This window comes from Rhodococcus sp. 114MFTsu3.1 (assembly GCF_000383555.1).
GTDB lineage: Bacteria > Actinomycetota > Actinomycetes > Mycobacteriales > Mycobacteriaceae > Rhodococcoides > Rhodococcoides fascians_E.
In genome coordinates, this window is sequence record NZ_KB911546.1 from 392,916 (window position 1) to 416,992 (window position 24,077).

Below are 24,077 nucleotides of genomic sequence, written 5' to 3' on the forward strand. Positions count from 1 at the left end.
CAGCTTATGATTGACAACATGCGTAGTCAATCCCTCGCGGATAGGCAGTACCAGCGCTATCACGCCCTGCTCGACGCAGGGATCGAGTTGCTGGGAGACCCGAAAGCTCCGTCGGTCACCGTCCGGGCGGTCTGCCGCACGGCGGGACTCACCGAGCGGTACTTCTACGAGAGCTTCACCGACCGCGACACGTTCATCCGCGCCGTGTACGGCCACGTCGGCGAGCTCGCGCGCGCCGCCATCGCCGGCGCGGTACCCGCCACCAGTCCGGAGGCCCCGGTGCGCGCGTTCGTCGAACTGGTCCTCGATCAACCCAGCGTCGGCCGAGTCCTGCTGCTGGCGCCGATGTCCGAGTCCGCCATCAGCGGCAGCGGCCTCGCGCTCGCACCGACGTTCGTCTCCCTGGTCGAAGCGCAGCTGAAGGGACTCTCCGAGGACGACAGGCATCTGGTTGCCGTGGGTGTCGTCGGCGCGCTCACCGCACTGTTCGTCGGATACCTGGACGGGACCGTCCGCACACCGCGAGAGAAGTTCGTAGCCCATTGCGTCCGACTGGTTTCCGACGCTTCCACCCTCGTGCCATGATCGACGCGACCGCACCACCGACGCACATGCCCCAGGAGTGAAGATGTCCGATCTCGATCAGTCGTTCCAGCAAGCTCAAGTCGACGTCAAGACCCTCACCTCCAAGCCGAGCAACGACGACCTGCTGAGCCTGTATTCGTTGTACAAGCAAGGTTCGAACGGCGACGTCACGGGTAAGCGTCCGGGAAGACTGGACATGGTGAACCGCGCCAAGTACGACGCCTGGGCGAAGCTCGAGGGCACCAGCCAGGATTCGGCGAAGCAGTCCTACGTCGACCTGGTCGGAAAGCTTCTCGGCTGACCCGGCGGGCGCCGCGGTCACCGGCGAGGAAAGGGACCGCGTGCGCGACTACGACGAAGCCGACCTGAAGATCGACAAGCCCAAGACACACGCGGCCGGACCCGTCGCCGTTGCGGTGTCGATGAAACGCGCACTCGGACACATGGGGCCGGTACGCACCGCCAAGACTCTCCTCGACCTCAATCAGGCCGAGGGCTTCGACTGCATGAGCTGCGCGTGGCCGGACCCTGATCCCGGCCACCGCCACGCGGCAGAGTTCTGCGAGAACGGCGCGAAAGCAGTTGCCGAAGAGGCGACGACGACCCGCGCGACGCCGGAGTTCTTCGCGGCCCACAGTATCGCCGAGCTCGACTCCAAGAGCGAACACTGGCTCGGCCAGCAAGGTCGCATCACCCACCCGATGGTCAAACTTCCCGGCGGACGGTTCTACGAGCCGATCGACTGGGACGACGCGTTCCGACTCATCGGCGAACAACTCAGGTCCCTGAACTCCCCCGACGAGGCGATCTTCTACACCTCGGGCCGCGCGTCGAACGAATCCGCCTTCGTGTACCAGCTTTTCGCCCGTGCGTTCGGCACCAACAACCTGCCCGACTGTTCCAACATGTGCCACGAGTCGACGTCGATCGCTCTGCAGGAGACCATCGGTATCGGCAAGGCCAGCGTCACCCTCCAGGACGTGTACGACGCCGAGCTGATCGTCCTCGCAGGCCAGAACCCCGGCACCAACCATCCACGCATGCTGTCCGCGCTGGAGAAGGCCAAGCAGAACGGCGCCAAGATTCTGTCGATCAACCCGTTGCGCGAAGCCGGACTGGTCAACTTCAAGAATCCACAGACGCCCCGCGGGATGGTCGGGCCGGGAACGGACCTGTCCGACTTCCACCTCCCCATTCGTGTGAACGGTGACCTCGCACTGTTCCAGGCCATCGGGTCGCTGCTCGTCGAATGGGACGCGATCGACCACGCCTTCGTCGAGCAGTACACCACCGGCTTCGAATCCTGGCGCGACAACGTCACCGCCGTCGACTGGGACGTCGTGACCGCATCGACGGGCCTGTCCCGACACCAGATCACCGAGGCAGCGCAGATGCTGCGCGACTCGAAGGCCACCGTCTTCTGCTGGGCGATGGGCCTGACCCAGCACCGCAACGCCGTCGCGACCATCAAGGAACTGACCAATCTCGCGTTCGCGCAGGGCAACATCGGAAAGCCCGGCGCCGGATTGCTTCCGGTTCGTGGCCACTCGAACGTCCAGGGCGACCGGACCATGGGAATCTGGGAACGGGTGCCCGATCACTTCCTCGATTCCATCCAGGCCGAGTTCGGCTTCGACCCGCCGCGCGAGCACGGCCTCGACACCGTCGATTCCATCCGAGCCATGCGCGACGGAAAGGCCAGTTTCTTCCTCGGCCTCGGCGGCAACTTCGTTCAGGCGACGCCGGACTCGACGGTGACGCATCTGGCGATGCGACGCATGGCGATGACGGTGCACATCTCCACGAAGATCAACCGCTCGCACCTGGTCACCGGCGACATCGCCCTCATCCTCCCTACTCTCGGCCGCACCGAGAAGGACGTTCAGGCGACCGGCGAGCAGTGGATTTCGGTCGAGGACTCGACGTGCTCGGTGCACTCGTCGCGCGGGCCGCTGAAGCCGGCGAGCGATCTGCTCAAATCCGAGGTCGCCATCCTGACCGGTATCGCCGAAGCAGCCGTCGGAGACCGCCACGGGATCGACTGGAAGGGCATGCGCGAGAACTACAGCACCATCCGCTCGCACATCTCACGCGTCGTCAACGGGTGCGAGGGCTACGAGGTCAATGTCCGACGGCCCGGCGGTTTCGTGCTTCCGCATCCACCTCGGGATTCACGAACGTTCGAGACAAAGTCGGGTAGAGGCGAATTCACGACGTCGCCGATCGACGTACTGCATGTGCCCAACGGCCACCTGCTGTTGCAGACGTTGCGCAGCCACGATCAGTTCAACACCACGATCTACGGCCTGAGCGATCGGTACCGCGGAATCGAAGGCGGACGACGCGTGGTGTTCGTGCATCGCGAGGACATCGCGGCGCTCGGTTTTCAGGACGGCGACATCGTGGACTTGCTGACGCGGTGGGAGGACGACGACGTCGACCGCTGCGCCGACGGCTTCCGCATCGTCGAGTACGACACTCCGCGCGGCTGCGCGGCGGCGTACTACCCGGAGACCAATCCCCTTGTCCCACTCGATTCGACGGCCACCGACAGCAACTGCCCGACCTCGAAGTCCGTGGTGATCCAGCTCGTTCGCGCGGGAACCTCGCACGCATGTGCAAGCGAGGGAACGCAGGATCGCGTCGGATCCGACGAGGCGCACAAGAACCACCCGCAGCCGCGGCATCTCAGCTGACCCCTGTGTGAGTGGAAATGTAGGCCATGGGGCAGGAGCGGAGCCTGCGGGGCGACCAGAAGGCACTACATTTCCACTCACATCAAACCAGGGCGCGCCCCGCGCGAATTCTGGACCGCACGTCCCACAGCAGCACGTTGAAGGGCATTTCCCGGACCACCTGAGGCGTCACTCGGTTGATCACGGCGAGGGTGCCCATGAGCCGATCGAACCGCTTCTGCTTGATCGGGTCCCACGGCAGTTCCATTTCGTCCCTGAACCGTTCGGGGAGAAACCCGGTGGTCACGAACCGCATGAACGGGCCGATTAAAGGATGCAGCACTCGGGGTTTGACGAACGTCGCCGACGCGATTCCGTGAAGATACCGACGGATGGTCGGGTCGATGTGCACGTCGGCCAGCGCTGCGTCCCAGTACTTCTCGAACGTGATGCGGTCCGCGGGCCACATGTCGCGCGGCATCTGCAACGTCGATCCGAGAACGTGGCATCGCTGGTACATCTCGTCGAGGAACTCCGGGTCCGGTTCGTCGTAGAGCGCGTAGTAGACGTCCTCGAAGCCTCGGTACAGGCATGCTGCAACCCACAGCTGCAGGTTCGGGTCGAAGGCGTTGTACTTCACCGGACTGTCCGCCGTGGACTTGACTGCCGCGTGAGATCTGTTGGTCGCCTTACGGTACGCAGCCTTGACGTCGTCGTCGCCCATGCCCGCGACGGCGAGATAGGACAGCGTGGTCCGGGTCCGCTTCACCGGATGTCGGTTGATCTGGCCGCTTTCGACGCGACTCTCGAACACTCCGTACCCGACGGCCGGATGTCCCAGTTGCATGATGACGTTGGCGCCACCGGCGAGCAGGCCGACCCCGGTCATCGATTTGCGGAGCAGTTCGTTGTCGACTGTCATGGCGAATCCTTCTGATCGGATATCTGCATACGTGCGTGTGCAGATTACGCTAGGCGCGCTGCACGATCGGTGTCAAGATGTGTTCATGGCCGAATCACCGCGCACCTACGGCGGAGTCGACGGCTCGGCCAGGGTCGCCGAACGTCGCCGAGCCCTCGTCGAAGCGGGCCTCGACCTGCTCGGAACGACCGAACCGGAACTGACCGTGCGCGGCGTCTGCCGCCGAGCAGGCGTCGCCTCGCGCTACTTCTACGAGAGCTTCGGTGACAAGAACGACCTGATGGAAGCGGTGTACGACCACGTGATCGGCGAAATCACGACGACGACCCTGGCAGCCGTCGGCGCCGCACCCGACACCGAACACGACCGCGTCCACGCCGCAGTACACACGATCGTGCGTCTGGTCGCCGAGGACCCACGCCGAGGCCGACTGCTCTTCTCGGCGACCCTGAGCAACGACGTTCTCGCCGCCAAACGATCCGAGTCGACACAGATGTTCGCCGGACTGCTCGCCTCGCAGGCCAGCGAGTTCTACGCCACCGACACCATCGAACGCCTCGACCTCACGACCCACTTCGTCGTCGGCGGCTTCGCCCAGGTGTTGACCTCATGGCTGGGCGGCGAACTGATTCTCGAAGAGAATGCCGTGGTCGACTGGTGCACGGACCTACTCCTCGCCGCCGCCCCTACCGGGTCCCGCCCCGGCCATTCCGCAGGCTCCACTCCTGCCTGGTCCGGTCATTCCGCAGGCTCCACTCCTGCCCACTCTGGTCATTCCGCAGGCTCCACTCCTGCCCACTCTGGTCATTCCGCAGGCTCCACTCCTGCGTAAGCAGGCGTCACGGAAGACCGAGGTGCGCGACCAGGCGCTCCGCCCCGTCGGCGAACTGCCTGCGCATAAGCTCGCCGACCGTGTCGAAGTCGCATCGCGAGAAGGCCGCGATCAGAGCGTCGTGACTGCGGACCGATTGCTCGCCCCACGACGGATCCGAGGCGTAGAGCCTGGCCGGGGTATAACGGATTGCCCCGAAGAGGAACCACGCCAATTTCTTGCCGCCCGCCACCCGGTTGATGAAGCGGTGGAACTCGAATTCGCAGGTTTCGACGGCCTGTGCGTCGGCGCGCGCCACGGCGTCCCGCAGCCGGGCGTTGAGGCCGACGAGCCCTTCGATCTGCACGTCGGTGATGACTCGTGCTGCTCGTCTGGCGAGCTTGCTGGCGATGGTGCCTTGCAGCCAGAAGATGTCGTCGATGTCCTCGCGGCTGAGTTCGCCGACGCGGTAGCCGCGATTGGGCACTTGCTCGACGAGTCCCTCACCGCGCAGCGTCACGAGCGCTTCGCGGACGGGAGTAGCACTGACGCCGAGATCTGCTGCGGTGTCGTCGATGCGCACGAACGTGCCCGGCCCGAGCACTCCCGACATGATCTGCGCTCGCAGGCGCGCCGCAACCTCTTCCGACAGTTGCGGCCGCCGTCGCAGTACCGAAGCAGTCACAGCCCGTATGTCTTGCCGATGATGTCACGCTGAATTTCGTTGGTACCGCCGTAGATCGACGAGACGAGCGTGGTGCGGACGTGCTTCTCCATGTCGAATTCGGTGGCGTAGCCGTAGCCGCCCATCATCTGCATGCCTTCGAGTGCGACCTTCTTGGCAGTTTCGGTCAACTTCAGTTTCGCCATCGACGCTTCCCGCGGGAACAGCTTCGTCGGGTTCTCGTCGACGAGCCGGGCGACGTGGTACACCAGTAGCCGACCGCATTCGATCTCGGTCGCAAGGTCTGCCACGCGGTGACGCAGTGCTTGGAAGGTGCCGACGGGACGACCGAATTGCTTGCGTTGCGTGATGAATTCGAGGGTGTCGTCGAATGCGCGCTGCGCCGTCCCGAGCATCATCGCCGCCAAGATGAGGCGTTCGATGTTCAGGCCCGTCATCAGCTGCGCCCATCCTTGCCCTTCGACTCCGACCACCGAATCCTCGGGGAGCAGGCAATCGGTGAAATATAGGTCGTTGACCTCCTTGCCACCCATCGTGCCGATTCCCACGATGTTGAGGCCGTCGATGTCGGCGGGCACATCGAACATCGTCAATCCCTCGTGCTTCCCTTCCCCGCGCTCCTGTCGGGTCGCTCCACCGGCTACGCTCCTGCCGGTTCGCGCAACCAACAGAATGCGATCCGCGAAGTGCGCGTTGGAGCACCAGGTCTTCTGGCCGTTGATGAGCCAGCCACCCTCGGTCTTCTCGGCCTTGCAGCTGAGGTTGCCGACGTCGGAGCCTGCTTCCGGTTCGGACATCGAGATCGAGTAACTCTTTCCCTCGACGATGCCGCCGAGCACCGTTTCCTTCTGCGACGCGGTGCCGAACTTCTCGTAGGCGGCGCCGGTGATCAGCGTCGGGCCGATGCCGCCGATCGGGGCCATGCCCTTGGCTGCCTGTTCGAGCAGAATGCACATGTCGACGACGCTGCCGTCGGCTCCGCCGTACTCCTCGGGAATCGTCGCGCCCAACCATCCGAGTTCGGCCATCTTGTCGTACAGGCCTTGGTTGTGGGTGTGCTGTCCGTGCTCGGTCAACGCGTCGCGCTGCTCTCGAGTACCGGCTTCGCGAGCGCAGAACGCTGCGACCGCCGCGGCGAAGGATGCTTGTTCCTGGGTGAAGTCCGTACTCATGAAGTGCTCCAGACGGTAGAGGGCCGGGATGCGAAGGGTTGTCATCGACCGGACGCGGCGCATAGTGTGAGCTCCACAACAGTAAATCACATCAAATATATGTGATGCGATTTCGACAACGCGGAGGACAACCATGACGGACCAGGTCGTAGAGACGAAAGCCCGTACGTTCGACAGCCTCGACCCACGCACCGGTGACGTACTCGCTACCTATCCGATTGCCGGGGACGCCGAGGTGTCGGCCGCAGTCGATCGCGCACGGTCCGCCGCCAGGTGGTGGGACGTCCAGGGGTTCACCGGCCGCAAACGGTGGCTGCTCGAATTCAAGAGCGCCATCGCGCGTGACGCGAAATCTCTCGCCGACGTCATCGCCTCCGAGAGCGGCAAGCCCGACGAGGACGCGCTGCTCGAGGTCATGCTGGGCGTCGAACACATCGACTGGGCCGCCAGAAACGCCGAGAAGATCCTGAAACAACGCAAGGTGTCCTCCGGCTTGATCAGCCCTAACCAGCAGGCCTACGTCGGGTACCGGCCGTTCGGCGTCGTCGGCGTCATCGGGCCGTGGAACTACCCGCTCTACACCCCGATGGGATCCATCGCGTACTCGCTCGCTGCCGGCAACACCGTGGTGTTCAAGCCCAGCGAACTGACTCCGGGCGTCGGGGTCTGGCTGGCACAGAAGTGGGAGTCCATCGCTGCTGCTCATCCGGTGTTCCAGACGATCACCGGCGACGGCTCGACCGGAACTGCGCTGTGCACCGCCGGTGTGGACAAGATCGCGTTCACCGGGTCCACTGCGACCGCCAAGAAGGTCATGGCGACATGCGCCCAGTCCCTCACTCCGTTGGTCGCCGAGTGCGGAGGAAAGGACGCCATGCTCGTCGACGCCGACGCGAATCTCGATGCGGCAGTGGAGTTCGCGACCTTCGGCGCCATGGGCAACGCCGGCCAGACGTGCGCGGGCGTCGAGCGCATCTACGTCGCCGCACCGGTCTACGACGAGTTCTTGAGGAAGTTCGCCGCGTCGGCGAAGGCCCTGAAACCCGGCGGCGCGGGCACGTCCTCGTACGGCCCGATGACATTGGGCAAGCAGAGCGGCATCGTCCGATCCCAGATCGAGGACGCTCTCGCCAAGGGTGGCAGAGCCGTTCTGGGAGGCCTGGATTCGCTGCACGGCCCGTACATCGACCCGGTGATTCTCACCGACGTACCCGAGAACTCCACAGCGATCACCGAGGAGACGTTCGGCCCCACCGTCGTCGTGAACAAGGTTCGCGATCTCGACGAGGGCATCGAACGCGCCAACGCATCGTCCTACGGCCTCGGTGCATCGGTGTTCACCAAGGACAACGCAGCCGGACGACGCGCGGCGGAGAAGCTCGACTGTGGCGTCGTCACCGTCAACTCCGTCCTGGGCTTCGCAGGCATTCCAGCGCTGCCGTTCGGCGGAACCGGGGACTCCGGCTTCGGCCGCATCCACGGCGCCGACGGTCTCCGCGAGTTCAGTACCGTCAAATCCCTTGCCGTGCAAAAGTTCGCCGCGCCACTCAATCTACTGACGATGCGAAGAAAAGCGCGCGATCTCAAGATCTCCGCACTGGTGCTCAAGCTTCGCCACGGCAGAGGCTGACGCCATGACGACGACGCAGGAACTCACTCCGAAACGCGGCCGCTACGGCTGGCTGAAGCGGATCGAGGAACTCGATCCCGTTGCGGACTGCCACACCATTCACCGCATCACTGCCGGATACGAGTTCCCGTGGGACTACCAACGCGCCCTCGAATTCGCTCTGTTCCGAACCTATTGCGTTCCTACCATCTCCGAGTTGCTGGAGAAGACCGGCGAGTTCCGTGACCGGCCGCAACGGCGTTACGACGACACTGCACTGCTGATGGGCGAGATGGTCGAGCACGGTTACGATTCCGAGCGCGGCCGCGAAGCGCTACGCATGGTCAACCGGATGCATTCGCAGTACGCCATCTCGAACGACGACATGCTCTACGTGCTGACGACCTTCATCTACGAACCGATCGAGTGGATCGACACCTTCGGGTGGCGCAGACTGCATCCCTCGGAGCGCCTGGCGACGTTCCACTTCTACCGCCAGGTCGGAATCCGCATGGGCATCAAGGACATTCCGGAGTCCTACACCGAGCTCGCCCGGTTCAAACTGGACTACGAGGACCGCACGTTCCGGTACACCGAGGACAACCACAAAGTCGGCACGTACACGCTCGACCTGTTCTGCTCCTGGTTCCCGACGCCTCTGCGCCCCGCCGTCGCGCAGGGCGTGTTCGCTCTTCTCGACGAGAAGATGGCCCACGCGTTCGGCTTCCCCGCAGGCTCCCCCACTGTTCGACGCCTTGCTGTGGCGGGCCTACGAACGAAGGCGCGGGCCGAGAGATTTCTCCCGACCCGCAAGTCCTCGCGCAGTACCACCGACCCGCACAACAAGACGTATCCGGGGTATCCGAACAACTACCGGCCGAGCGATCTCGGTGCGCTCGGTTGTCCGTACCCAGGTGCGTCAGGACAGAGCGCTGTCCGCCCACGCGTCGAGAGCGCCGCGAAACTCTGACGACTGGGGCAGCGGGGCGTAGATGTCCAGGCCGGTCGCCGGCAGCGGGCCGAGTTCGCTCAGCATGTGCGACGAGTTGACGAAGCGCGAGTACTGCAGGTCGCGTCCGGCGAGTGCGTCGGCGACGCGGTCGGTCTGTCCGCAGGAGACGTTGAGGTCTTTCTCCGAGCAGGTCAGCAGCACGTCGGTGTCGGCGGGAAGTGCGGCTGCGAGAACGGCGGGGTCCAGCGCGTCTGCTTCGGAGAAGAACTTCGCGCCCGAGTCGCTGAGTCCTACGGACGCCAGGATTTCGTCGTCGGGGTATGGAACCGGGCGTCCGTTGCGGATGGCGTCGATGGTCTCGTCGACTCGGCCTCGCTCGGCGTCGGCTTCTTCCGGTGTCATTTCACCCGAGGCGACGACGTTGTCCAGGACGCGGTCGAGCTGAGCGTGGAGCAGGTCGAGGTAGCGGATGGCCAACGGTGCCAGCAGTCCGAGGTTGCCGATCTCGACGCCGCGGTCCGCAAGGGCCAGTGCAGTCAGCCCGCCTTCACTGTGTCCGAGCACGGAGAACTTCTCGCCGCTGATGCCGGTGGCGTCGGAGAGCGCTGCGGCCGCAGCCTCGGCTGTGTCGATCTGCTGCGTGAATCCGAGCGGAACGGACGTGTCGATTCCCTCGGTGCCGGTGCGGCCCGTTCCGATCTTGTCGAAACGCAGCGTCGTGATGCCCTTGGCTGCGAGGGCGTCGGCGACGTAGGCGATGGTGTTCGGGGTGATGTTGCCTTCGGGCGAATTGCCGTTGCGATCGATCGGTCCGCTGCCCGGCAGGAGGAGCGCAGCGCCGCGTACCTCACCGATCGCGGGCCGCAGGCTGCCGTAGTAGGTGACACCGTCGGACACGAATTCGAGCTCGCTGTCGACAGATGCGTCCGGGGACCACGGGGTGTTGATGGGAGCGGCGTGAGCGGTGGCCGCCCCCGCCAGCATCAACACGGAGGCGGACAGACCTGCTACGAGCTTTCGAGTCGACGACATGTGACGCATGCTAACAACTTTGCTTGACCAAAGCATTACCTGTGCAGGCGGTATCGTTCTCGAGTGGGCTGCCTGCGGTGATGCCGCAGTTCGGACGATTCGAAGTGGAGGCCAGTGATGGCGGGTGGACTTGTTGCCCTGTTGGACGATGTGGCCGCACTCGCGCGCCTGGCCGCGGCCTCCATCGACGATGTGGGAGCGGCAACCGGACGTGCGACGGCCAAGGCTGCGGGTGTCGTGATCGACGACGCCGCGGTGACGCCTCAGTACGTCCGCGGCCTCGCTGCCGAGCGTGAGCTTCCGATCATCAAACGCATCGCGATCGGTTCGCTGCGCAACAAACTGCTGATCATTCTTCCGATCGCGTTGCTGCTGAGCCAATTCCTGCCGTGGCTGCTGACACCGATTCTGATGCTGGGTGGTTGCTACCTCGCCTACGAAGCTGCGCACAAGATCTGGGGCGCCGTCTTCGGCCACGGTGACCACCACGACGAGGCCGCCGACGAGCCGAAGGACGAGGACTCCGTCGTTTCCGGCGCCGTCCGCACCGACCTCATTCTCTCCGCCGAGATCATGGTCATCGCGCTCGACACGATTGCTGCCGAAGGCTTCTGGAGCAGGCTGATCATCCTCGCCGTCGTGGCCGTCGTCATCACGGTGATCGTCTACGGCGTCGTCGGTTTGATCGTGAAGATGGACGACATCGGGTTGCGCCTGGCAGACAAGTCGACGGGATTCGTCGAGAAGTTCGGCCGTGGGCTCGTCAAGGCGATGCCGAAGGTCATGTCGTTTCTCGGCATCGTCGGCACCGCGGCGATGCTGTGGGTCGGTGGCCACATCCTCCTCGTCGGCATCGACGAGCTCGGCTTCCACCCCCTCTACGAGCTCGTCCACCACGGCGAGGAAGCGGTGCACGACATCGCCGGGATCGGACCGATCCTCGCGTGGATCGTCAACACCCTCGCGTCGGCGTTGCTCGGCCTGATCGTCGGCGTCGTCGTCGTACTCGCACAGTTGGGCGTGAAGTCCGCGCTGGCGCGGCGCAAGAACTGAGCTTCAGTTCAGAAGAACCGAGGTCATGACCGCGGTCACCCGCGTGACCGTGGTGTCGGACCGATCGAACCGCACGGCGCGGCCGACGTCGAAGACGATTCCGAGTGCGGCGTGCACCAGGAATCGTGACGTCACCACCGACAGCTCGGGCCGCGCATCACGCAGAAGCCGGGCCCACTGTTCGATGTTCTGCCGCTGTACGTTCCGAAGTCCGGACCGTTGGTCGGCCGGGAGATTACCGATCTCCGCGAAGTAGACGGCCACGAGCTCGCTCTGACGGAACGTCAGCTCGGTGTAGAGCCGGCACAGTGTCGCGATAGCGGCCTCCGGTTCCGTCGATACCGCAAGCGCCTCGTCCAGTGTCGCGATCAGTCTTTCGTTCGCGCGGTGGAATGCCGCGGCCAACAGGTCGGCCTTGCTCGAGAAATGACGGTAGACGCTCGACGCATTGATGCCGGCTGCTGCGCCGATGTCCTCGATGCTGACGTCGTGATAACCGCGCTGATAGAACAGTTGCATCGATTCCCGCAGCAGCACTTCGCGTTTGGAATCTCCTCCGTCGCCGCCTCGGCGCTCCGCACCCGACTCGTCCGTCGAGAGCTTCGGTAGATCCGTCCTCAGTACCGACCACGCGGCCTGGAGGACGGTGACCTCGATCTGCTTGGCGGACAGTGCGGTTCGGTGCGCAGTCATGCTCGCCACCACACTGATCGCACCGGTGGCCAGCAGCGCGGCGTCGGCTTCCGTCAACGCCGGACGTACCCGACGAAGCGGCTCGGCCACGCGCCCGTGCAGGGTGTACAGCTTGTCCCGCAGCGACGTCTTGTCCTCGCCGATCAGGTACCGACCCTCCCAGCGATACAGACCACCGGTCCGGCGGTTGTCGATGGTCGTACGGATGATCGCGGTGATCATGGCCTCGACACGCGCTTCCGGATCGTCCTCGGTGACCACCGCGGGATCCGTCGCGGCCAGCAGTTGATCCGCCAGCCGCATGACGGTGTGCACGAACAGTGCGTACTTCGTCGGGAAATGACGATAGAGCGCCGGGCCGGAGATGCCGACCGTCGCAGCGATGTCGTCGATGCCGACCGGATGGTAGCCACGTTCACTGAACGCTTCGGCCGCAGCCGTGAGAATCTGCGCCTTCCGATTTCGAGGACGACGACGTTTCACCGTCACTTCCGCTTCCGTCACCACACCTCCATCCGTCACCGCGCCACCGCACATGAAGCTGCTCGAGAGCAGCAGAAACCATGATAGCGCGTGACCGTCGCCGGCCCGTCGGTTCAGTAATTTTCCACGACCCTTGACAGACATTCGATTTGAGGAGTTAAGTTAGCCGCAATTCGCATGCACCCCTCCTGCATCCGCCCCACGTCCTGACACCCGGCTGGAGCTCTCGATGACCCACGGTTTGCACAGAACCGAAGACGACGGCGTACTCACGCTGGAAATCGATCGACCCGAAAGAATGAACGCGCTCGACGGCGCCACCACGACCGCACTGATCGACGCACTCACCGCACTCGGGCCGAGCGTTCGGGTCGTCGTGATCACCGGGCGCGGACCTGCGTTCAGCACCGGAGCAGACATCGTCGAACTTTCCCGCGCCCAGCCGAGAAGCGACGCCGAAGCACGCCTGCAGGCAGACCACACGATGGACGTCGCATCCTCCTTGATCAGGGCCGTCATAGACGCACCCGTTCCGGTGATTGCACAGGTCAGCGGCATCGCCGCGGGCATCGGGGTGTCTCTGGCACTGGCCGCCGACCTCGTCTACGCCGCCGAGGACGCCACGTTTCTTCTGGCCTTCACGGGCGTCGGGCTGATGCCCGACGGTGGGGCGAGCCTGCTCGTCCCGGCAGCGATAGGACGCGCCCGAGCCACCGCGATGGCACTGCTCGGTGAGCCGATGACCGCGCGCGACGCCGCCGCGTCGGGTCTGATCACCCAGGCGCTTCCGGCGGACGAGCTCGCCGACACGGTCGCATCGGTCGCGCGCCGACTGGCACACGGACCGGCCCGCGCCCTGCAGCTGACCAAGCACGCACTGACGGCATCGACGCTTGCACTTCTGGGCGATGCGTTGGCGCGCGAGAGGGAAGGGCAGATCGAACTGCTGACTGCGCCGGAATTTCGCAATCGAGTAGGCGCACTACTCGGCGACAAAGGCGAATCACGGCAAACTTAGACAGCACATGACATGCAGAAACAAACGTCTCGATTTGCCCTCGGGTAAGCCCGACCTTCGGTACGCTCACTGCACATCCCGCCTTCGACGAAAGAGGAAGAGCTTTTGTCCGCTCCCTTGAACGAACCCCATCGTTCGATTCGAAACAATTGGAACAACCAGGTTCGTCGGCATGCGCTGATGCAGCCCGACGCCACTGCCCTGCGCTTCCAGGGCGCCACCATCACCTGGGCCCAGCTCGACAGCCGGGTCGGCAGGTTCGCCGGCGTCCTGAGCCGACGAGGGGTCGGCTCAGGAGACCGTGTGCTGATCCTGATGCTCAATCGGCCCGAGTACCTGGAAGCCGTGCTCGCGATCAACGCACTCGGCGCACTGGCCGTCCCCGTGAACTTCCGCATGACTCCGCCCGAGGTCGCCTACCTCGCGCAGAACAGCGGTTCCCACCTGTTGATCACCGACGAGACACTGTCCCCCTTGGCCGATGCAGTTGCAGCACAGGTCGATTCACTGGGCGACATCATCGTCGTCGGCGACGCCTACGAAGAACTGCTCGCCGACGCGCAGCCTGCACCACCTGTCGACGTGCGCGACGATGCACCCGCGCTGATCATGTACACCTCGGGAACCACCGGTAGACCCAAAGGCGCTGTGCTGACACACTCCAACATGCAGGCCCAGTCGCTGACCTGTATTCGAGCACTGCAGATGCACGGTGTCGACGAGGTCGGTTTCTGCGCATCGCCGATGTTCCACATCGCCGCTCTCGGCAGTCTCGCACCGAGTCTGCAACTGGGCATACCGACGGTGATCTACCCCGTCGGTGCATTCGACCCCTCGACCCTTCTCGACGTCCTCGCCGAAGAAGGCGTCACCACCCTGTTCCTCGTGCCCGTGCAGTGGCAGGCCATGTGCGCCGAGCAGACACGCAAGCCGAGAGATCTGAGCCTTCGCGTCATCTCGTGGGGCGCGGCACCGGCGTCGGACACGATCTTGAAAGCCATGGCCGAGACGTTCCCGAACGCCCTGAACGTGGCAGTGTTCGGCCAGACCGAGATGTCGCCCATCACCTGCGTGCTCGACGGCAAGGACGCGCTACGCAAACTGGGCTCGGTCGGACGCGTCGTACCCACCGTGTCGGCGCGGATCGTCGACGACGAGATGAACGGCGTACCGACCGGACAGATCGGCGAAATCGTCTACCGCGGACCCACTCTCATGCAGGAGTACTGGCAGAACCCCGACGCCACCGCCGACGCTTTCCACGGCGGCTGGTTCCACTCCGGTGACCTGGTCAGGCAGGACGACGAAGGATTCGTGTTCGTCGTGGACCGCAAGAAGGACATGATCATCTCCGGCGGTGAGAACATCTACTGCGCCGAGGTGGAAAACGTCCTCTACGGGCATCCGCGCATTCTCGAGGCGGCTGTCATCGGACGCCCGGACGGAAAGTGGGGCGAAGTCCCGGTTGCCGTGGTCGCCCTGAGCGACTCCGACGACCTCACGTTGGCCGAGTTGACCTCGTGGCTCGGGGATCACCTGGCGAGGTACAAGCACCCCAAGGAACTCGTCGTCGTCGATTCACTCCCCCGCAACGCCAGTGGCAAGGTCGTCAAAGTTGCACTGCGCACGTCCTATTCACCGACACCCGCGTAACCGGTGACTGTCGACCCCGCGGCGAAAGCGTCGCCGACGCGCGACCTCGCGAATCAGGTCGGCGGTCTGATCGCGTTCTCGGTCACCGCGGCGAGCCGCACGGTCACCACGATCGCACAACGGAGGCTCTCCCTCACGGAGACGGTCACCCAGGCCTTGTTCGTCGCCCGGGTGTGCACGATCCCCGCGCTGTTGCTGATGCTTCCCATCGGAGTGTTGATCGCGGTGTCCGTCGGGTCGCTGGCCGGAAGACTGGGCGCGGGAGCGTATTCGGGCGCAGTCGTCGCCTTCGTCGTCGTCGGCCAGGCCGCCGCACTCGTCTGCGCATTGATGTTGGCGGGGGTCGCCGGGTCCGCGATCTGCGCCGACCTCGGCTCGCGCACCATCCGCGAGGAGATCGCCGCCATGGAGGTGATGGGGCTCGACGTGATCGCCAGGCTCGTCGTGCCCCGGTTGATCGCCTCGATGTTCGTCGCACTCGCAGTGTGCGGAATGGTCACCGTCGTCGGGGTGGGAGCCTGCTTCTTCTACCAGGTCTTCGTCGCCGACCAATCCGCAGGTGCATTCCTCGCCACGTTCAGCGAATACGGCCGGGTGTCCGATTTCGCGATGGCGATGGTCAAGTCCGTGTGCTTCGCGATCACGTCGACTCTCATCGCGTCGTACAAGGGCCTGAACGCCAAGGGCGGACCGAGCGGGGTCGCCGACGCCGTCAACGAGGCCGTCGTCCTCGCCTTCGTCATGGTGTTCGTCGTGAACACCGTTCTGTCGCAACTGTATGCAGTGATCGTTCCCGCGGTGGGGACCTACTGATGAACTACGACAGTTTCGTTCGGCTGAGGCGACGCGGCCGGGGTGTCACGAACGCCTTCTCCGAACTCGGCCGTCACGTGACGTTCTACGCCGAAACCGTCGCATCCGTGCCGTACACCCTTCGCCGCTACCCCAAGCACGTGGCACAGCACGTCGGCGAGGTCAGCTTCGGCTACGCGTCACTGCTCGCCGGCGGCGGAACCATCGGCATCGTGTTCGCGATGTCGGCCGTCGCCGCGATGATGGTCGGCGTCGAAACCTATCGAGGGTTGGACCTGATCGGCCTCACATCGCTGTCCGGCTTGCTCTCCGCCATCGCCAACACCCGCGAACTCGCACCCGTCATCGCCAGCATCGCCCTCGCCGCCAAGGTAGGGACCGGGTTCACCGCCCAACTCGGCGCGATGCGGATCTCCGACGAGGTGGACGCGCTGGACTCCATGTCGGTGCGCCCCATACCGTTTCTGGCGACGACTCGGGTGATCGCAGCAGTGATCTGCATCGTGCCGATCTACATGGTCGGACTCATCGCGACGTTCGTCGCGACGCGTCTCGTCGTCGTCACCTTCGGGGGCAGTTCGGCCGGGACCTACGACTACTACTTCCACCTCGCACTGTCCCCCGGCGACCTCGTCTACTCGGTCGTCAAGGCCGTCGTGTTCGCGATCATCGTCGCACTCGTGCACTGCTCCTACGGTTTTCACGCATCCGGTGGCCCCGAGGGCGTCGGACGGGCGGCCGGGCGCGCGCTTCGTACGTCGATCCTCGCGATCGGTATCACCGACGTGTTCCTCACCTTCGTTCTCTGGGGCGTCGTCCCCTCCGTCCCCGGGCTCGGTGTGTCGTGACACCACGTGTACTGGGCCCGAGCCGGACAGCGCTCGCCCTGCGCGGACTGGCCACGGCCGCAGCCCTCGTGGTCGCAGCCGTCGCCGCTGTGGCGTACGGGAACGGCGCGTTCGAACGTGCCCCCGAGGTGTACGCGGAGATCCCGTCGTCCGCGGGCCTACTGATCGGTGAAATCGGCGTCCAGTACCACGGAGTGCAGGTCGGAAAAGTCGTGGACATCGACAGCGGCGTCGATCGATCCCGCGTCACCATGCGCCTCGACACCGAGGTCCCCGCGTCGGCGCTCGTGCGCGTCGTGCCGCGGACGTTGTTCGGCGACGTCTACCTACGCCTCGTCGACCATGGCGGGGCAGGCTCCGAACCTCTGCGTGCGGGCGACGAACTCGCGATGGACACCGGGCAGGACGCCGTGCAACTGAGCGAGGTCTATCGACAGGTCACCGACCTGCTGGACAGCTTGAAACCGGCCGAGACACAGGCCGCGTTGACGGCGATCAGCACCGCCCTGCGCGGCCGAGGTGAACAACTCGGCGCCACGATCGAGCGGCTCGCATCACTGTCGACGACGCTCGAACCGTCCATCCACGCCGTCCTCGACAGGACCCCGCAGACCCTGCAGGTGGCCGATGCAGCCGCTGCGGCAACACCGGACGTCCTGGCGACCATCGAGGCAGCGACCAGCCTGTCGCAGACGATGCTGGACCACTCGACCGGGGTCGAAGCGTTGCTGACGACGGCCGCGCGACTCGGCGGCGCCGCAGTGACCGTCGCCGACGAGAACCTGCCCGGCGCCATCACCGTCGTTCGTCGCGGCTCGCCCGTACTGGGCACGGTGTCCGAGAACTCATCCGGCCTGGCGTCGACACTCGATCAGTTCGCGCCGTTCGGGGCAGCGGGAGCGCGGATCTTCGCGACCGGTCGCTTCGACATCACCGCCGTCCCGGACTTCTCGTCGCCGCTGCCCTACACCGCGGCGGACTGCCCCCGCTACCCCGGGCTGAACGGGCCGAACTGTGCACTTGCCGAGGTTCAGGACAGCGCGAGCGGGACATCGGAACCGTTGAACCCGGCCAGCACCATGCTGCTCGCTCCCCTTCTCCGCGGAACGGAGGTGACCATCAGATGACGTCGCTGGCACGTCCGATGTTCGCACTCGCTGCGTTCGCGGTGGCAGGGTTACTGTCCGCCGTAGTTGTCGTCGACACCCTCAGTGTGCCGGTGAGCGGTGAGACGAGGAGTCACACTGCAGAATTCACCGGTGTCGAAGGGCTCCGCACCGGCAACGACGTCACGCTCGCAGGTGTACGGATCGGCAAGGTCGACGACGTGCGCTACGAAGCCGACGGCGCCAGAACCATCGCTGTGGTGGATTTCGACGTGCAGACCTCCGTGCCGATTCCCGGAAACGTCACGGCAGCAATCAGATACGGCGACATGCTCGGTGCACGCTATCTTGCGCTCGTGCCACCCGAAGACCCCGCCGGCACCCTCGACTCCACGATTCCCCTGGACCGCACGTCGCCACCCGTCGACCTGACGGCCCTGGTCAACGGCTTCAAACCACTGTTCGACGCCATCGAGCCCAGTCAGGTCAACGCGCTCGCGCGGTCCATCACCGACGCATTCCAAGGCGAAGCCGGCACCGTCGACTCACTGCTGCGTCACGTCGCCGGCGTGACTCGGGGACTCGCGAACAACGACCAGATCTTCAGCGACCTGATCGCCGACCTCGACGCGGTACTGCAGACCATGAACAGCCACGACGCCGACATCACCCGCCTGATCACCGGATTGACCGATATGAGCCGGGTCGTCGCCGACCGTAACGACTCCCTCATCACTCTTCTCGACGACGGATCGACCGCTGTGGCGGCACTGGCCGAACTGGCGACCGACGCGTCGGCGCCACTCGACGGCACCGTCGCCGATCTCCGTGCGACGACCCGATCGTGGATACCCAACACCGAGCAGTTCGATCGCACGATGACGTTGCTGCCCGAGCTGGCGAGCTCCATCAACAGCATCGGCGACTACGGCGGCTGGCTGAACCTCTACACCTGCAACTTCACCCTGAAGGCGGGCGACGCCGAGACGAACATCTTCGGCGACGCGCACACGGAGATCTGCCGATGAACACCACCAGACTCGGCATCGTCGGAATTCTCGCCGTGACAGTCCTGCTCGCGTCCGCCCTCCTGATTCCACAGGGCTGGAATCTGATTCGAACTGCGCCGTACACAGCACAATTCGCGCACGCGGGCGGACTCACCGAAGCCGACCCCGTGTTCCTCGCCGGCGTGCCGGCCGGACGCGTCGACAGCGTCGAACTGGCCGGAGATCACGTCGACGTCCACTTCCGACTCGACCGCGACCAGCCGCTCGGCGACCGCACCCATGCTGCCGTCAAACTCCGCACGATCCTGGGGAAGCGATACCTCGAGATCGTTCCCGACGGAAGCGGACCCGTCGGCGACGATCGAACGATCCCGACGGAACGGACGTCGGTTCCCTACTCTCTCGACGACATCGGAACCGAAGTACGGACGGTCGCCGAAGAACTCGACGTATCCGCGCTCGAGTCCATGGTCACCACCCTGCGCGAGACCGTGCCGGAGGACTCGTCCGTGATGTCCGATGCTCTCACCGGTATCAGTGCGGCGTCGGAGGTCCTGGCCCGCAACGACGACAAGATAGCGAGCCTGCTCGACGTCGCGCAGTCGCTGACGTCGACCGTCGCCGCAGAAAGCCAGTCGATGACGACACTCCTCGGGAACGCACAGCTCGTGCTGTCCACGTTGTCGGATCGCCGAACCGCACTCGGCCGCTTGGTAACCGACCTCCGAACGCTGATCGGCACCGCGTCGGCGTTCCTCGACGACAATGCCGACGAACTCGACCGTCTCCTGGTCGACATGACGTCGGTGACCGACACCCTCGAACGGAACGGACAGAACATCGACACGCTCCTGACGACACTTCCTCCCGCCTTGCGCGCCGTCACCGACGCCACGGGTAACGGCAACTGGGTCGATGTCTCCGCCCCCGCGGGACCGATTCCGGACAACCTCCTCTGCTCCCTCGGAGTTCAACAGGGCTGCACCCGATGAACACCCGCGCCGCGAGAGCCGCGCTCGCCCTCGCCACCGTCGCAGTGACCGCAAGCGCGTGGTTCGTGTTCCACGGAAGCGGCGACAACACCACCGTCACCGCGGATTTCGCGTACATCAACGGAATCTACCCGGGTAGCCCGGTCCAGGTCCTCGGAGTCCCGGTGGGGACCGTCGACGCCGTCGCTCCACAGGGCACCTCGGTCCGCGTGACCATGACGGTGGCGGGCGACGTCGACATCCCCGCGGACGCACAGGCATTCGTCATGAACCCGTCGGTCGTCAGCGACCGCTTCGTCGAACTCGGACCGGCATACCGCGGCGGACCCGTCCTCGGCGACGAGGTCATCGGAGTCGAACGCAGTCACTCCCCGATCAACTGGGACCAACTGCAGGACAGCCTCGACACCATCGCCACAGCGCTCGGACCCGACAGTGGTACCGGCGGAGAGGGCGCCGATGTCGGGGGCGCTCTGTCCGCCCTCGCCGACAGGACGGCCGGTCTCGGGCCGCAGATCAACGACGCCATAGGAGACATCTCGCGCGCAACCGCAGTCGTCGGAGGCAACAGTGAACAACTCGGTGCGCTGATCGATAACCTCGACCGCTTGATCACCGCCGTCACGGCCCGTCAGGGCGCGGTGCAGTCGGTCACCGACTCGCTTGCGAATCTGGGGAACGAGATACAGCGTCAGGACCTCGAGATCGGGGAACCCATCGCCCAGCTGAGATCGATGTTCGACCATCTGGACCGACTGCTGGCAGACCGAGGGGACGACGTGCGGGCCGTGGTGCAGAATGCGGGCGCACTCACCGGGCAGTTCGCGGCGCGAGAAGCACAGTTCGCCGAATTCATGGACGTACTGCCGCTGATGATGCAGAACATCGGCAACACCATCGGCGAAGACCAGCGCGCCCGGATCCGGTTGAACATCTCGACCGATCTCGACCAGTTCGCCGCCGCGGTACCGCTGTGTCGCGAATACGCGTTGCCCATCTGCACCGGTGCAGGCATCACCAACCCGATCACCGTGCCGTTCGAGACGCCCGATCCGCTGGGCCTGCCGCAACTGTTGGGGGGACAACGATGAGACGTCCAGCGCTGGTATCCGCCTGTATGTTGTTGTCCGGCATGCTGTTGTCCGGCTGCGGTATCGGTCTGGGACAACTCCCCGTCGGCCGGTCGGCGGACGGTGACGACTACCACGTCACCGCACAATTTCCCCGTGCCGACCGGATTCGGCTCGGCACCGAGGTCCGCGTCGGCCAGCAGCTGGTCGGGCGTGTCGACGACCTGTCCACCGATGGCGTCGTCGCAGCGGTGGGACTGAGCCTGTCCCAGTCCGTTCCGCTCCCGGCCGATGTCACGGCGTCACTGGAACTCGCCTCCGCCCTGGGTGAACCCTACGTACGGCTGACGATCCCGGGCGATGCCTCGACGAACAACGACACGCTGGCCGACGGCGACACGCTCGAGAACACCGAGATCGGGCCCGAGCTCGAGACGTCGCTCGCCACGCTGGGTCTGGTGTTGAACGGCAGCGGACTCGACCAACTTCGCACCATCGGCACCGAGCTGAACGCCGCGTTCGACGGCCGGGGTCCCGACATCCGTACGCTCCTGGTCGGTGCCGACCGGATTCTGGCGAACGCCGCCGAGCACCAAGCCGAGTTCGACCGCGTCCTGGCCGCGGCACGCTCCGTCTCTGCGATGCTGGCGGACAACCGCGCTGCGATCGACGCCGGGCTGACCGTAGCCGCTCCCACGATGGAGCTCCTCGTCTCCCAACGCGACCACATCGCCTCGCTCGTCGACTCCACTGCGTCACTCGCAGCCTCCGCACAGAAGCTGTTCGCGGACAACCAGTCCCAGATCTCCGACGGCATCGACGATCTGGCCCACATCGTGCACTCGATCCAGAGCTTCAACGCGTCCGTGACTCCGGCACTGACCAACATGAACCAGTTCATCGCCGGATTCAACGGTGCGGTCCACGGCGACTACCTCGTCTTCGACGGCGCACTCGACCTCCCCGAGACCGTCGGAGAACTGACCACCGGGGGTCGCCTCGCGGACATCCCCGGGGCACTGGATCCACTGCTCGCCCCCGAGGCACCGCGATGAACAGGCCGGTCCGCATACAGCTGGTGTTGTTTGCCATCACCGCCGTCGTCGCACTCGTCGTCGGCAGCACCTACGCGCTCGGATCGCAATCGCTGCGCGGCTCGATCGACGTACACGCAACCATGGCCGACGCGTCGAACATCGGTGTCGGTACCGGTGTGACCTACCGAGGTGTCGCGGTCGGATCCGTCGCCGACGTCTCGGTCACCGCAGGCGGCGCCGAGGTGAGAATCGCCCTCGATCCCGATACCCGCGTTCCCGTCGGATCCACCGCATCCGTGACCAGCAACAGTGCCCTCGGAATCCAGACCCTCGACATCTCGCCGACCACCGAACGAGGCCCGTACCTCACCGACGGCGACAGCCTGGACGTTCCGCCCGAACTGGCACCCGTTCGACTCGACGAGTTGCTGACCCGGATGGCGGCCCTCGCCGAATCCATCGATCCAGCCTCGATCACCTCGATCGGCGAGACGTTCAGCGCCGCCGTGGGCGGCACCGGCACCCAACTGCAGCAACTCTTCGACGACGCCGACACCCTCAGCCGGATGCTCGACGAGCACGCCCCCGCGCTGGCGAACATCGTCGACCGTTCGGTACCGATGCTAGATACCCTCGCGTCCCGCTCGGACGCGCTGCCAGGAGCTGCGCGCGCCGCCGACGACGTCACCCAACAACTGCTCGCGCAGGAACCGTCGTTGATCTACCTACTCGATCGATCACCCGACGCCCTGGCACGAACACAGCGGCTGCTCGACGACACGCGCGGAACAGTAGGCGCATTGATGACCAACCTCGTCACCGTCACCGGAGTCCTCGCAGAACGCACCCCTGCACTGGACGCACTGCTGATCGCGATGCCCGAAACGCTCGGAAAACTGACATCCATCGTGCACGGCGACCGAGGCGACTTCACCCTCGTCGGTACCCAAGGCCCGGTCTGCTGGTACGACACACCGCGCCGCGTCGTCGGCGACACCACACCGCGCGAGGCGAACCTGAACCTCTACTGCCCACCCGGCGACGACCTCGAGCAGCGCGGCGCCCAGAACGCGCCGAGACCGAACGACCTCGGACTGTCCGGGTCGACCGTCCCCGGCAGCGTCACCGGGCCCCCGATCGCCGAAAATCCCCTCCTCGTCCCGACCGGTGTGGAGGCACTGAACTACTGGAAGCAACTCCTGGAAGGAGTACGGAAATGACACTCCGCACACGCGTCGTCGCAGCCGTGATCGCCGCTCTCACAGTGGGTGTGGCCGTCCTCGGATACCTCCACCTGAACAACCGCGATCAGAACGACCTCCGGTCCACGGCACTGGCGTCGGCGACGCAGTACACCGAAGAACTCGCAACGTACGACTTCGGCGATCCGGGTGCGAACCTCGACCGAGTGACCGCTGCATCGACCGAAGAATTCGCCGGCACCTACCGCGACGTCTCCACGAAACTGCAGGACCTCCTGACGACCGGACAGGGCACCGCGACCGGGCACGTCGTCGCCGCCGGAATCGTCGAACTGACCGACGATCGAGCCACCGTCGCGGTGTTCCTCGATCAGCAAGTACGGAACCTCGCGGCACCCGACGGCCGCACCGATTCGTCGCGCATGATCATCGAGCTCGAGCGGAGCGGAGACCGGTGGTTGCTGGCGTCTGCCGAGCCTCGCTGACACCCGTCGCGGGGGTGCTCGCCGCATGATCGCAGGCCGCCGGATCGGGCCCAACTGCTGGTCGGGGCACACCCCGAAACGCAAAGGACGTAGCCTGGCGGGGAAGGAACGGTGGCTCTCGTCGAATCACACGCGTGTTGGTTCGATAGATTGTCGGAGCCACCAGGCACG

At 65.1% G+C, this 24,077-nt stretch carries 23 protein-coding genes; 18 read left to right on the forward strand and 5 right to left on the reverse strand.

Annotated features, from left to right (window positions below):
* Positions 1 to 6: 6 nt before the first annotated feature.
* The 3 genes from H292_RS0107725 to H292_RS0107735 are packed head-to-tail and all read left to right on the forward strand — an operon-like array spanning position 7 to position 3,281.
* Positions 7 to 585, forward strand: a complete 579-nt coding sequence (locus H292_RS0107725) for a TetR/AcrR family transcriptional regulator (RefSeq protein WP_019662906.1) — start codon at positions 7 to 9, stop codon at positions 583 to 585.
* Positions 586 to 628: 43 nt separating this feature from the next.
* Positions 629 to 886 carry an acyl-CoA-binding protein gene (locus H292_RS0107730; RefSeq protein WP_026347392.1) on the forward strand — a complete coding sequence of 86 codons (258 nt, stop codon included), beginning with the start codon at positions 629 to 631 and terminating at the stop codon, positions 884 to 886.
* Between the two features lie 40 nt (positions 887 to 926).
* A complete protein-coding gene (locus H292_RS0107735; RefSeq protein WP_020111014.1) occupies positions 927 to 3,281 on the forward strand; it encodes an FdhF/YdeP family oxidoreductase in 2,355 nt (784 codons plus the stop codon).
* Between the two features lie 82 nt (positions 3,282 to 3,363).
* Here H292_RS0107735 and H292_RS0107740 read toward each other — a convergent pair whose 3' ends face one another.
* Positions 3,364 to 4,182 carry an oxygenase MpaB family protein gene (locus H292_RS0107740; protein ID WP_020111015.1) on the reverse strand — a complete coding sequence of 273 codons (819 nt, stop codon included), beginning with the start codon at positions 4,180 to 4,182 and terminating at the stop codon, positions 3,364 to 3,366.
* 85 nt (positions 4,183 to 4,267) lie between these two features.
* Here H292_RS0107740 and H292_RS0107745 point away from each other — a divergent pair, with 85 nt between their 5' ends.
* Positions 4,268 to 5,014, forward strand: a complete 747-nt coding sequence (locus tag H292_RS0107745) for a TetR/AcrR family transcriptional regulator (protein WP_019662902.1) — start codon at positions 4,268 to 4,270, stop codon at positions 5,012 to 5,014.
* A gap of 7 nt (positions 5,015 to 5,021) precedes the next feature.
* On the opposite strand, the gene H292_RS0107750 is transcribed toward H292_RS0107745, so the two are convergent.
* Positions 5,022 to 5,678, reverse strand: coding sequence for a GntR family transcriptional regulator (locus H292_RS0107750; protein ID WP_019662901.1), 657 nt, complete (start codon positions 5,676 to 5,678; stop codon positions 5,022 to 5,024).
* On the reverse strand, positions 5,675 to 6,850 hold the full coding sequence (locus H292_RS0107755; protein WP_026347391.1) for an acyl-CoA dehydrogenase family protein: 1,176 nt from the start codon (positions 6,848 to 6,850) through the stop codon (positions 5,675 to 5,677). Before H292_RS0107755 ends, H292_RS0107750 begins: the two co-directional genes overlap by 4 nt.
* Before the next feature lie 133 nt (positions 6,851 to 6,983).
* Here H292_RS0107755 and H292_RS0107760 point away from each other — a divergent pair, with 133 nt between their 5' ends.
* Complete coding sequence (locus H292_RS0107760; RefSeq protein WP_019662899.1) at positions 6,984 to 8,480, forward strand: aldehyde dehydrogenase family protein; 1,497 nt, start codon at positions 6,984 to 6,986, stop codon at positions 8,478 to 8,480.
* 4 nt (positions 8,481 to 8,484) lie between these two features.
* Positions 8,485 to 9,429: an oxygenase MpaB family protein gene (locus H292_RS0107765; protein WP_020111016.1), complete on the forward strand. Its 945-nt coding sequence runs from the start codon at positions 8,485 to 8,487 to the stop codon at positions 9,427 to 9,429.
* Here H292_RS0107765 and H292_RS0107770 read toward each other — a convergent pair.
* Positions 9,379 to 10,443 carry an alpha/beta fold hydrolase gene (locus H292_RS0107770; protein WP_019662897.1) on the reverse strand — a complete coding sequence of 355 codons (1,065 nt, stop codon included), beginning with the start codon at positions 10,441 to 10,443 and terminating at the stop codon, positions 9,379 to 9,381. The genes H292_RS0107765 and H292_RS0107770 overlap by 51 nt on opposite strands.
* Positions 10,444 to 10,560: 117 nt before the next feature.
* Here H292_RS0107770 and H292_RS0107775 point away from each other — a divergent pair, with 117 nt between their 5' ends.
* Entirely contained in the window at positions 10,561 to 11,496 is a 936-nt protein-coding gene (locus H292_RS0107775) for a DUF808 domain-containing protein (RefSeq protein ID WP_020111018.1), read from the forward strand.
* A 3-nt stretch (positions 11,497 to 11,499) separates the two neighbouring features.
* On the opposite strand, the gene H292_RS0107780 is transcribed toward H292_RS0107775, so the two are convergent.
* On the reverse strand, positions 11,500 to 12,726 hold the full coding sequence (locus H292_RS0107780; protein ID WP_020111019.1) for a TetR/AcrR family transcriptional regulator: 1,227 nt from the start codon (positions 12,724 to 12,726) through the stop codon (positions 11,500 to 11,502).
* A gap of 175 nt (positions 12,727 to 12,901) precedes the next feature.
* Here H292_RS0107780 and H292_RS0107785 point away from each other — a divergent pair, with 175 nt between their 5' ends.
* The 11 genes from H292_RS0107785 to H292_RS0107835 all read left to right on the forward strand — a co-directional run bounded on the left by H292_RS0107785 (position 12,902) and on the right by H292_RS0107835 (position 23,906).
* Entirely contained in the window at positions 12,902 to 13,690 is a 789-nt protein-coding gene (locus H292_RS0107785; RefSeq protein ID WP_179277987.1) for an enoyl-CoA hydratase-related protein, read from the forward strand.
* A gap of 117 nt (positions 13,691 to 13,807) precedes the next feature.
* Complete coding sequence (fadD5, locus tag H292_RS0107790) at positions 13,808 to 15,343, forward strand: fatty-acid--CoA ligase FadD5 (RefSeq protein WP_020111021.1); 1,536 nt, start codon at positions 13,808 to 13,810, stop codon at positions 15,341 to 15,343.
* A gap of 3 nt (positions 15,344 to 15,346) precedes the next feature.
* Positions 15,347 to 16,156 (forward strand): MlaE family ABC transporter permease, encoded by an 810-nt coding sequence (locus H292_RS0107795; protein ID WP_020111022.1) that lies wholly within the window; start codon positions 15,347 to 15,349, stop codon positions 16,154 to 16,156.
* Positions 16,156 to 17,004 carry an MlaE family ABC transporter permease gene (locus H292_RS0107800; RefSeq protein WP_019662891.1) on the forward strand — a complete coding sequence of 283 codons (849 nt, stop codon included), beginning with the start codon at positions 16,156 to 16,158 and terminating at the stop codon, positions 17,002 to 17,004. Before H292_RS0107795 ends, H292_RS0107800 begins: the two co-directional genes overlap by 1 nt.
* Positions 17,001 to 18,131, forward strand: a complete 1,131-nt coding sequence (locus H292_RS0107805) for an MCE family protein (protein ID WP_020111023.1) — start codon at positions 17,001 to 17,003, stop codon at positions 18,129 to 18,131. The genes H292_RS0107800 and H292_RS0107805 overlap by 4 nt, the downstream gene beginning before the upstream one ends.
* Positions 18,128 to 19,138 carry an MCE family protein gene (locus H292_RS0107810; RefSeq protein ID WP_020111024.1) on the forward strand — a complete coding sequence of 337 codons (1,011 nt, stop codon included), beginning with the start codon at positions 18,128 to 18,130 and terminating at the stop codon, positions 19,136 to 19,138. Before H292_RS0107805 ends, H292_RS0107810 begins: the two co-directional genes overlap by 4 nt.
* Complete coding sequence (locus tag H292_RS0107815; protein ID WP_020111025.1) at positions 19,135 to 20,112, forward strand: MCE family protein; 978 nt, start codon at positions 19,135 to 19,137, stop codon at positions 20,110 to 20,112. The genes H292_RS0107810 and H292_RS0107815 overlap by 4 nt, the downstream gene beginning before the upstream one ends.
* Positions 20,109 to 21,203, forward strand: a complete 1,095-nt coding sequence (locus H292_RS0107820) for an MCE family protein (RefSeq protein ID WP_020111026.1) — start codon at positions 20,109 to 20,111, stop codon at positions 21,201 to 21,203. Before H292_RS0107815 ends, H292_RS0107820 begins: the two co-directional genes overlap by 4 nt.
* Positions 21,200 to 22,237, forward strand: coding sequence for an MCE family protein (locus H292_RS0107825; RefSeq protein ID WP_231383786.1), 1,038 nt, complete (start codon positions 21,200 to 21,202; stop codon positions 22,235 to 22,237). The genes H292_RS0107820 and H292_RS0107825 overlap by 4 nt, the downstream gene beginning before the upstream one ends.
* Positions 22,234 to 23,439, forward strand: coding sequence for an MlaD family protein (locus tag H292_RS0107830; RefSeq protein WP_020111028.1), 1,206 nt, complete (start codon positions 22,234 to 22,236; stop codon positions 23,437 to 23,439). The genes H292_RS0107825 and H292_RS0107830 overlap by 4 nt, the downstream gene beginning before the upstream one ends.
* On the forward strand, positions 23,436 to 23,906 hold the full coding sequence (locus H292_RS0107835) for a hypothetical protein (protein ID WP_020111029.1): 471 nt from the start codon (positions 23,436 to 23,438) through the stop codon (positions 23,904 to 23,906). Before H292_RS0107830 ends, H292_RS0107835 begins: the two co-directional genes overlap by 4 nt.
* Positions 23,907 to 24,077: the final 171 nt, after the last annotated feature.

Coding starts and splice junctions, on each gene's coding strand:
- H292_RS0107725 (WP_019662906.1), top strand. CDS start 7: ATGATTGACAACATGCGTAGTCAATCCCTCGCGGATAGGCAGTACCAG.
- H292_RS0107730 (WP_026347392.1), top strand. CDS start 629: ATGTCCGATCTCGATCAGTCGTTCCAGCAAGCTCAAGTCGACGTCAAG.
- H292_RS0107740 (WP_020111015.1), bottom strand. CDS start 4,182: ATGACAGTCGACAACGAACTGCTCCGCAAATCGATGACCGGGGTCGGC.
- H292_RS0107745 (WP_019662902.1), top strand. CDS start 4,268: ATGGCCGAATCACCGCGCACCTACGGCGGAGTCGACGGCTCGGCCAGG.
- H292_RS0107755 (WP_026347391.1), bottom strand. CDS start 6,850: ATGAGTACGGACTTCACCCAGGAACAAGCATCCTTCGCCGCGGCGGTC.
- H292_RS0107760 (WP_019662899.1), top strand. CDS start 6,984: ATGACGGACCAGGTCGTAGAGACGAAAGCCCGTACGTTCGACAGCCTC.
- H292_RS0107765 (WP_020111016.1), top strand. CDS start 8,485: ATGACGACGACGCAGGAACTCACTCCGAAACGCGGCCGCTACGGCTGG.
- H292_RS0107770 (WP_019662897.1), bottom strand. CDS start 10,443: ATGTCGTCGACTCGAAAGCTCGTAGCAGGTCTGTCCGCCTCCGTGTTG.
- H292_RS0107775 (WP_020111018.1), top strand. CDS start 10,561: ATGGCGGGTGGACTTGTTGCCCTGTTGGACGATGTGGCCGCACTCGCG.
- H292_RS0107780 (WP_020111019.1), bottom strand. CDS start 12,726: ATGTGCGGTGGCGCGGTGACGGATGGAGGTGTGGTGACGGAAGCGGAA.
- H292_RS0107785 (WP_179277987.1), top strand. CDS start 12,902: ATGACCCACGGTTTGCACAGAACCGAAGACGACGGCGTACTCACGCTG.
- H292_RS0107800 (WP_019662891.1), top strand. CDS start 16,156: ATGAACTACGACAGTTTCGTTCGGCTGAGGCGACGCGGCCGGGGTGTC.
- H292_RS0107810 (WP_020111024.1), top strand. CDS start 18,128: ATGACGTCGCTGGCACGTCCGATGTTCGCACTCGCTGCGTTCGCGGTG.
- H292_RS0107815 (WP_020111025.1), top strand. CDS start 19,135: ATGAACACCACCAGACTCGGCATCGTCGGAATTCTCGCCGTGACAGTC.
- H292_RS0107820 (WP_020111026.1), top strand. CDS start 20,109: ATGAACACCCGCGCCGCGAGAGCCGCGCTCGCCCTCGCCACCGTCGCA.
- H292_RS0107825 (WP_231383786.1), top strand. CDS start 21,200: ATGAGACGTCCAGCGCTGGTATCCGCCTGTATGTTGTTGTCCGGCATG.
- H292_RS0107830 (WP_020111028.1), top strand. CDS start 22,234: ATGAACAGGCCGGTCCGCATACAGCTGGTGTTGTTTGCCATCACCGCC.
- H292_RS0107835 (WP_020111029.1), top strand. CDS start 23,436: ATGACACTCCGCACACGCGTCGTCGCAGCCGTGATCGCCGCTCTCACA.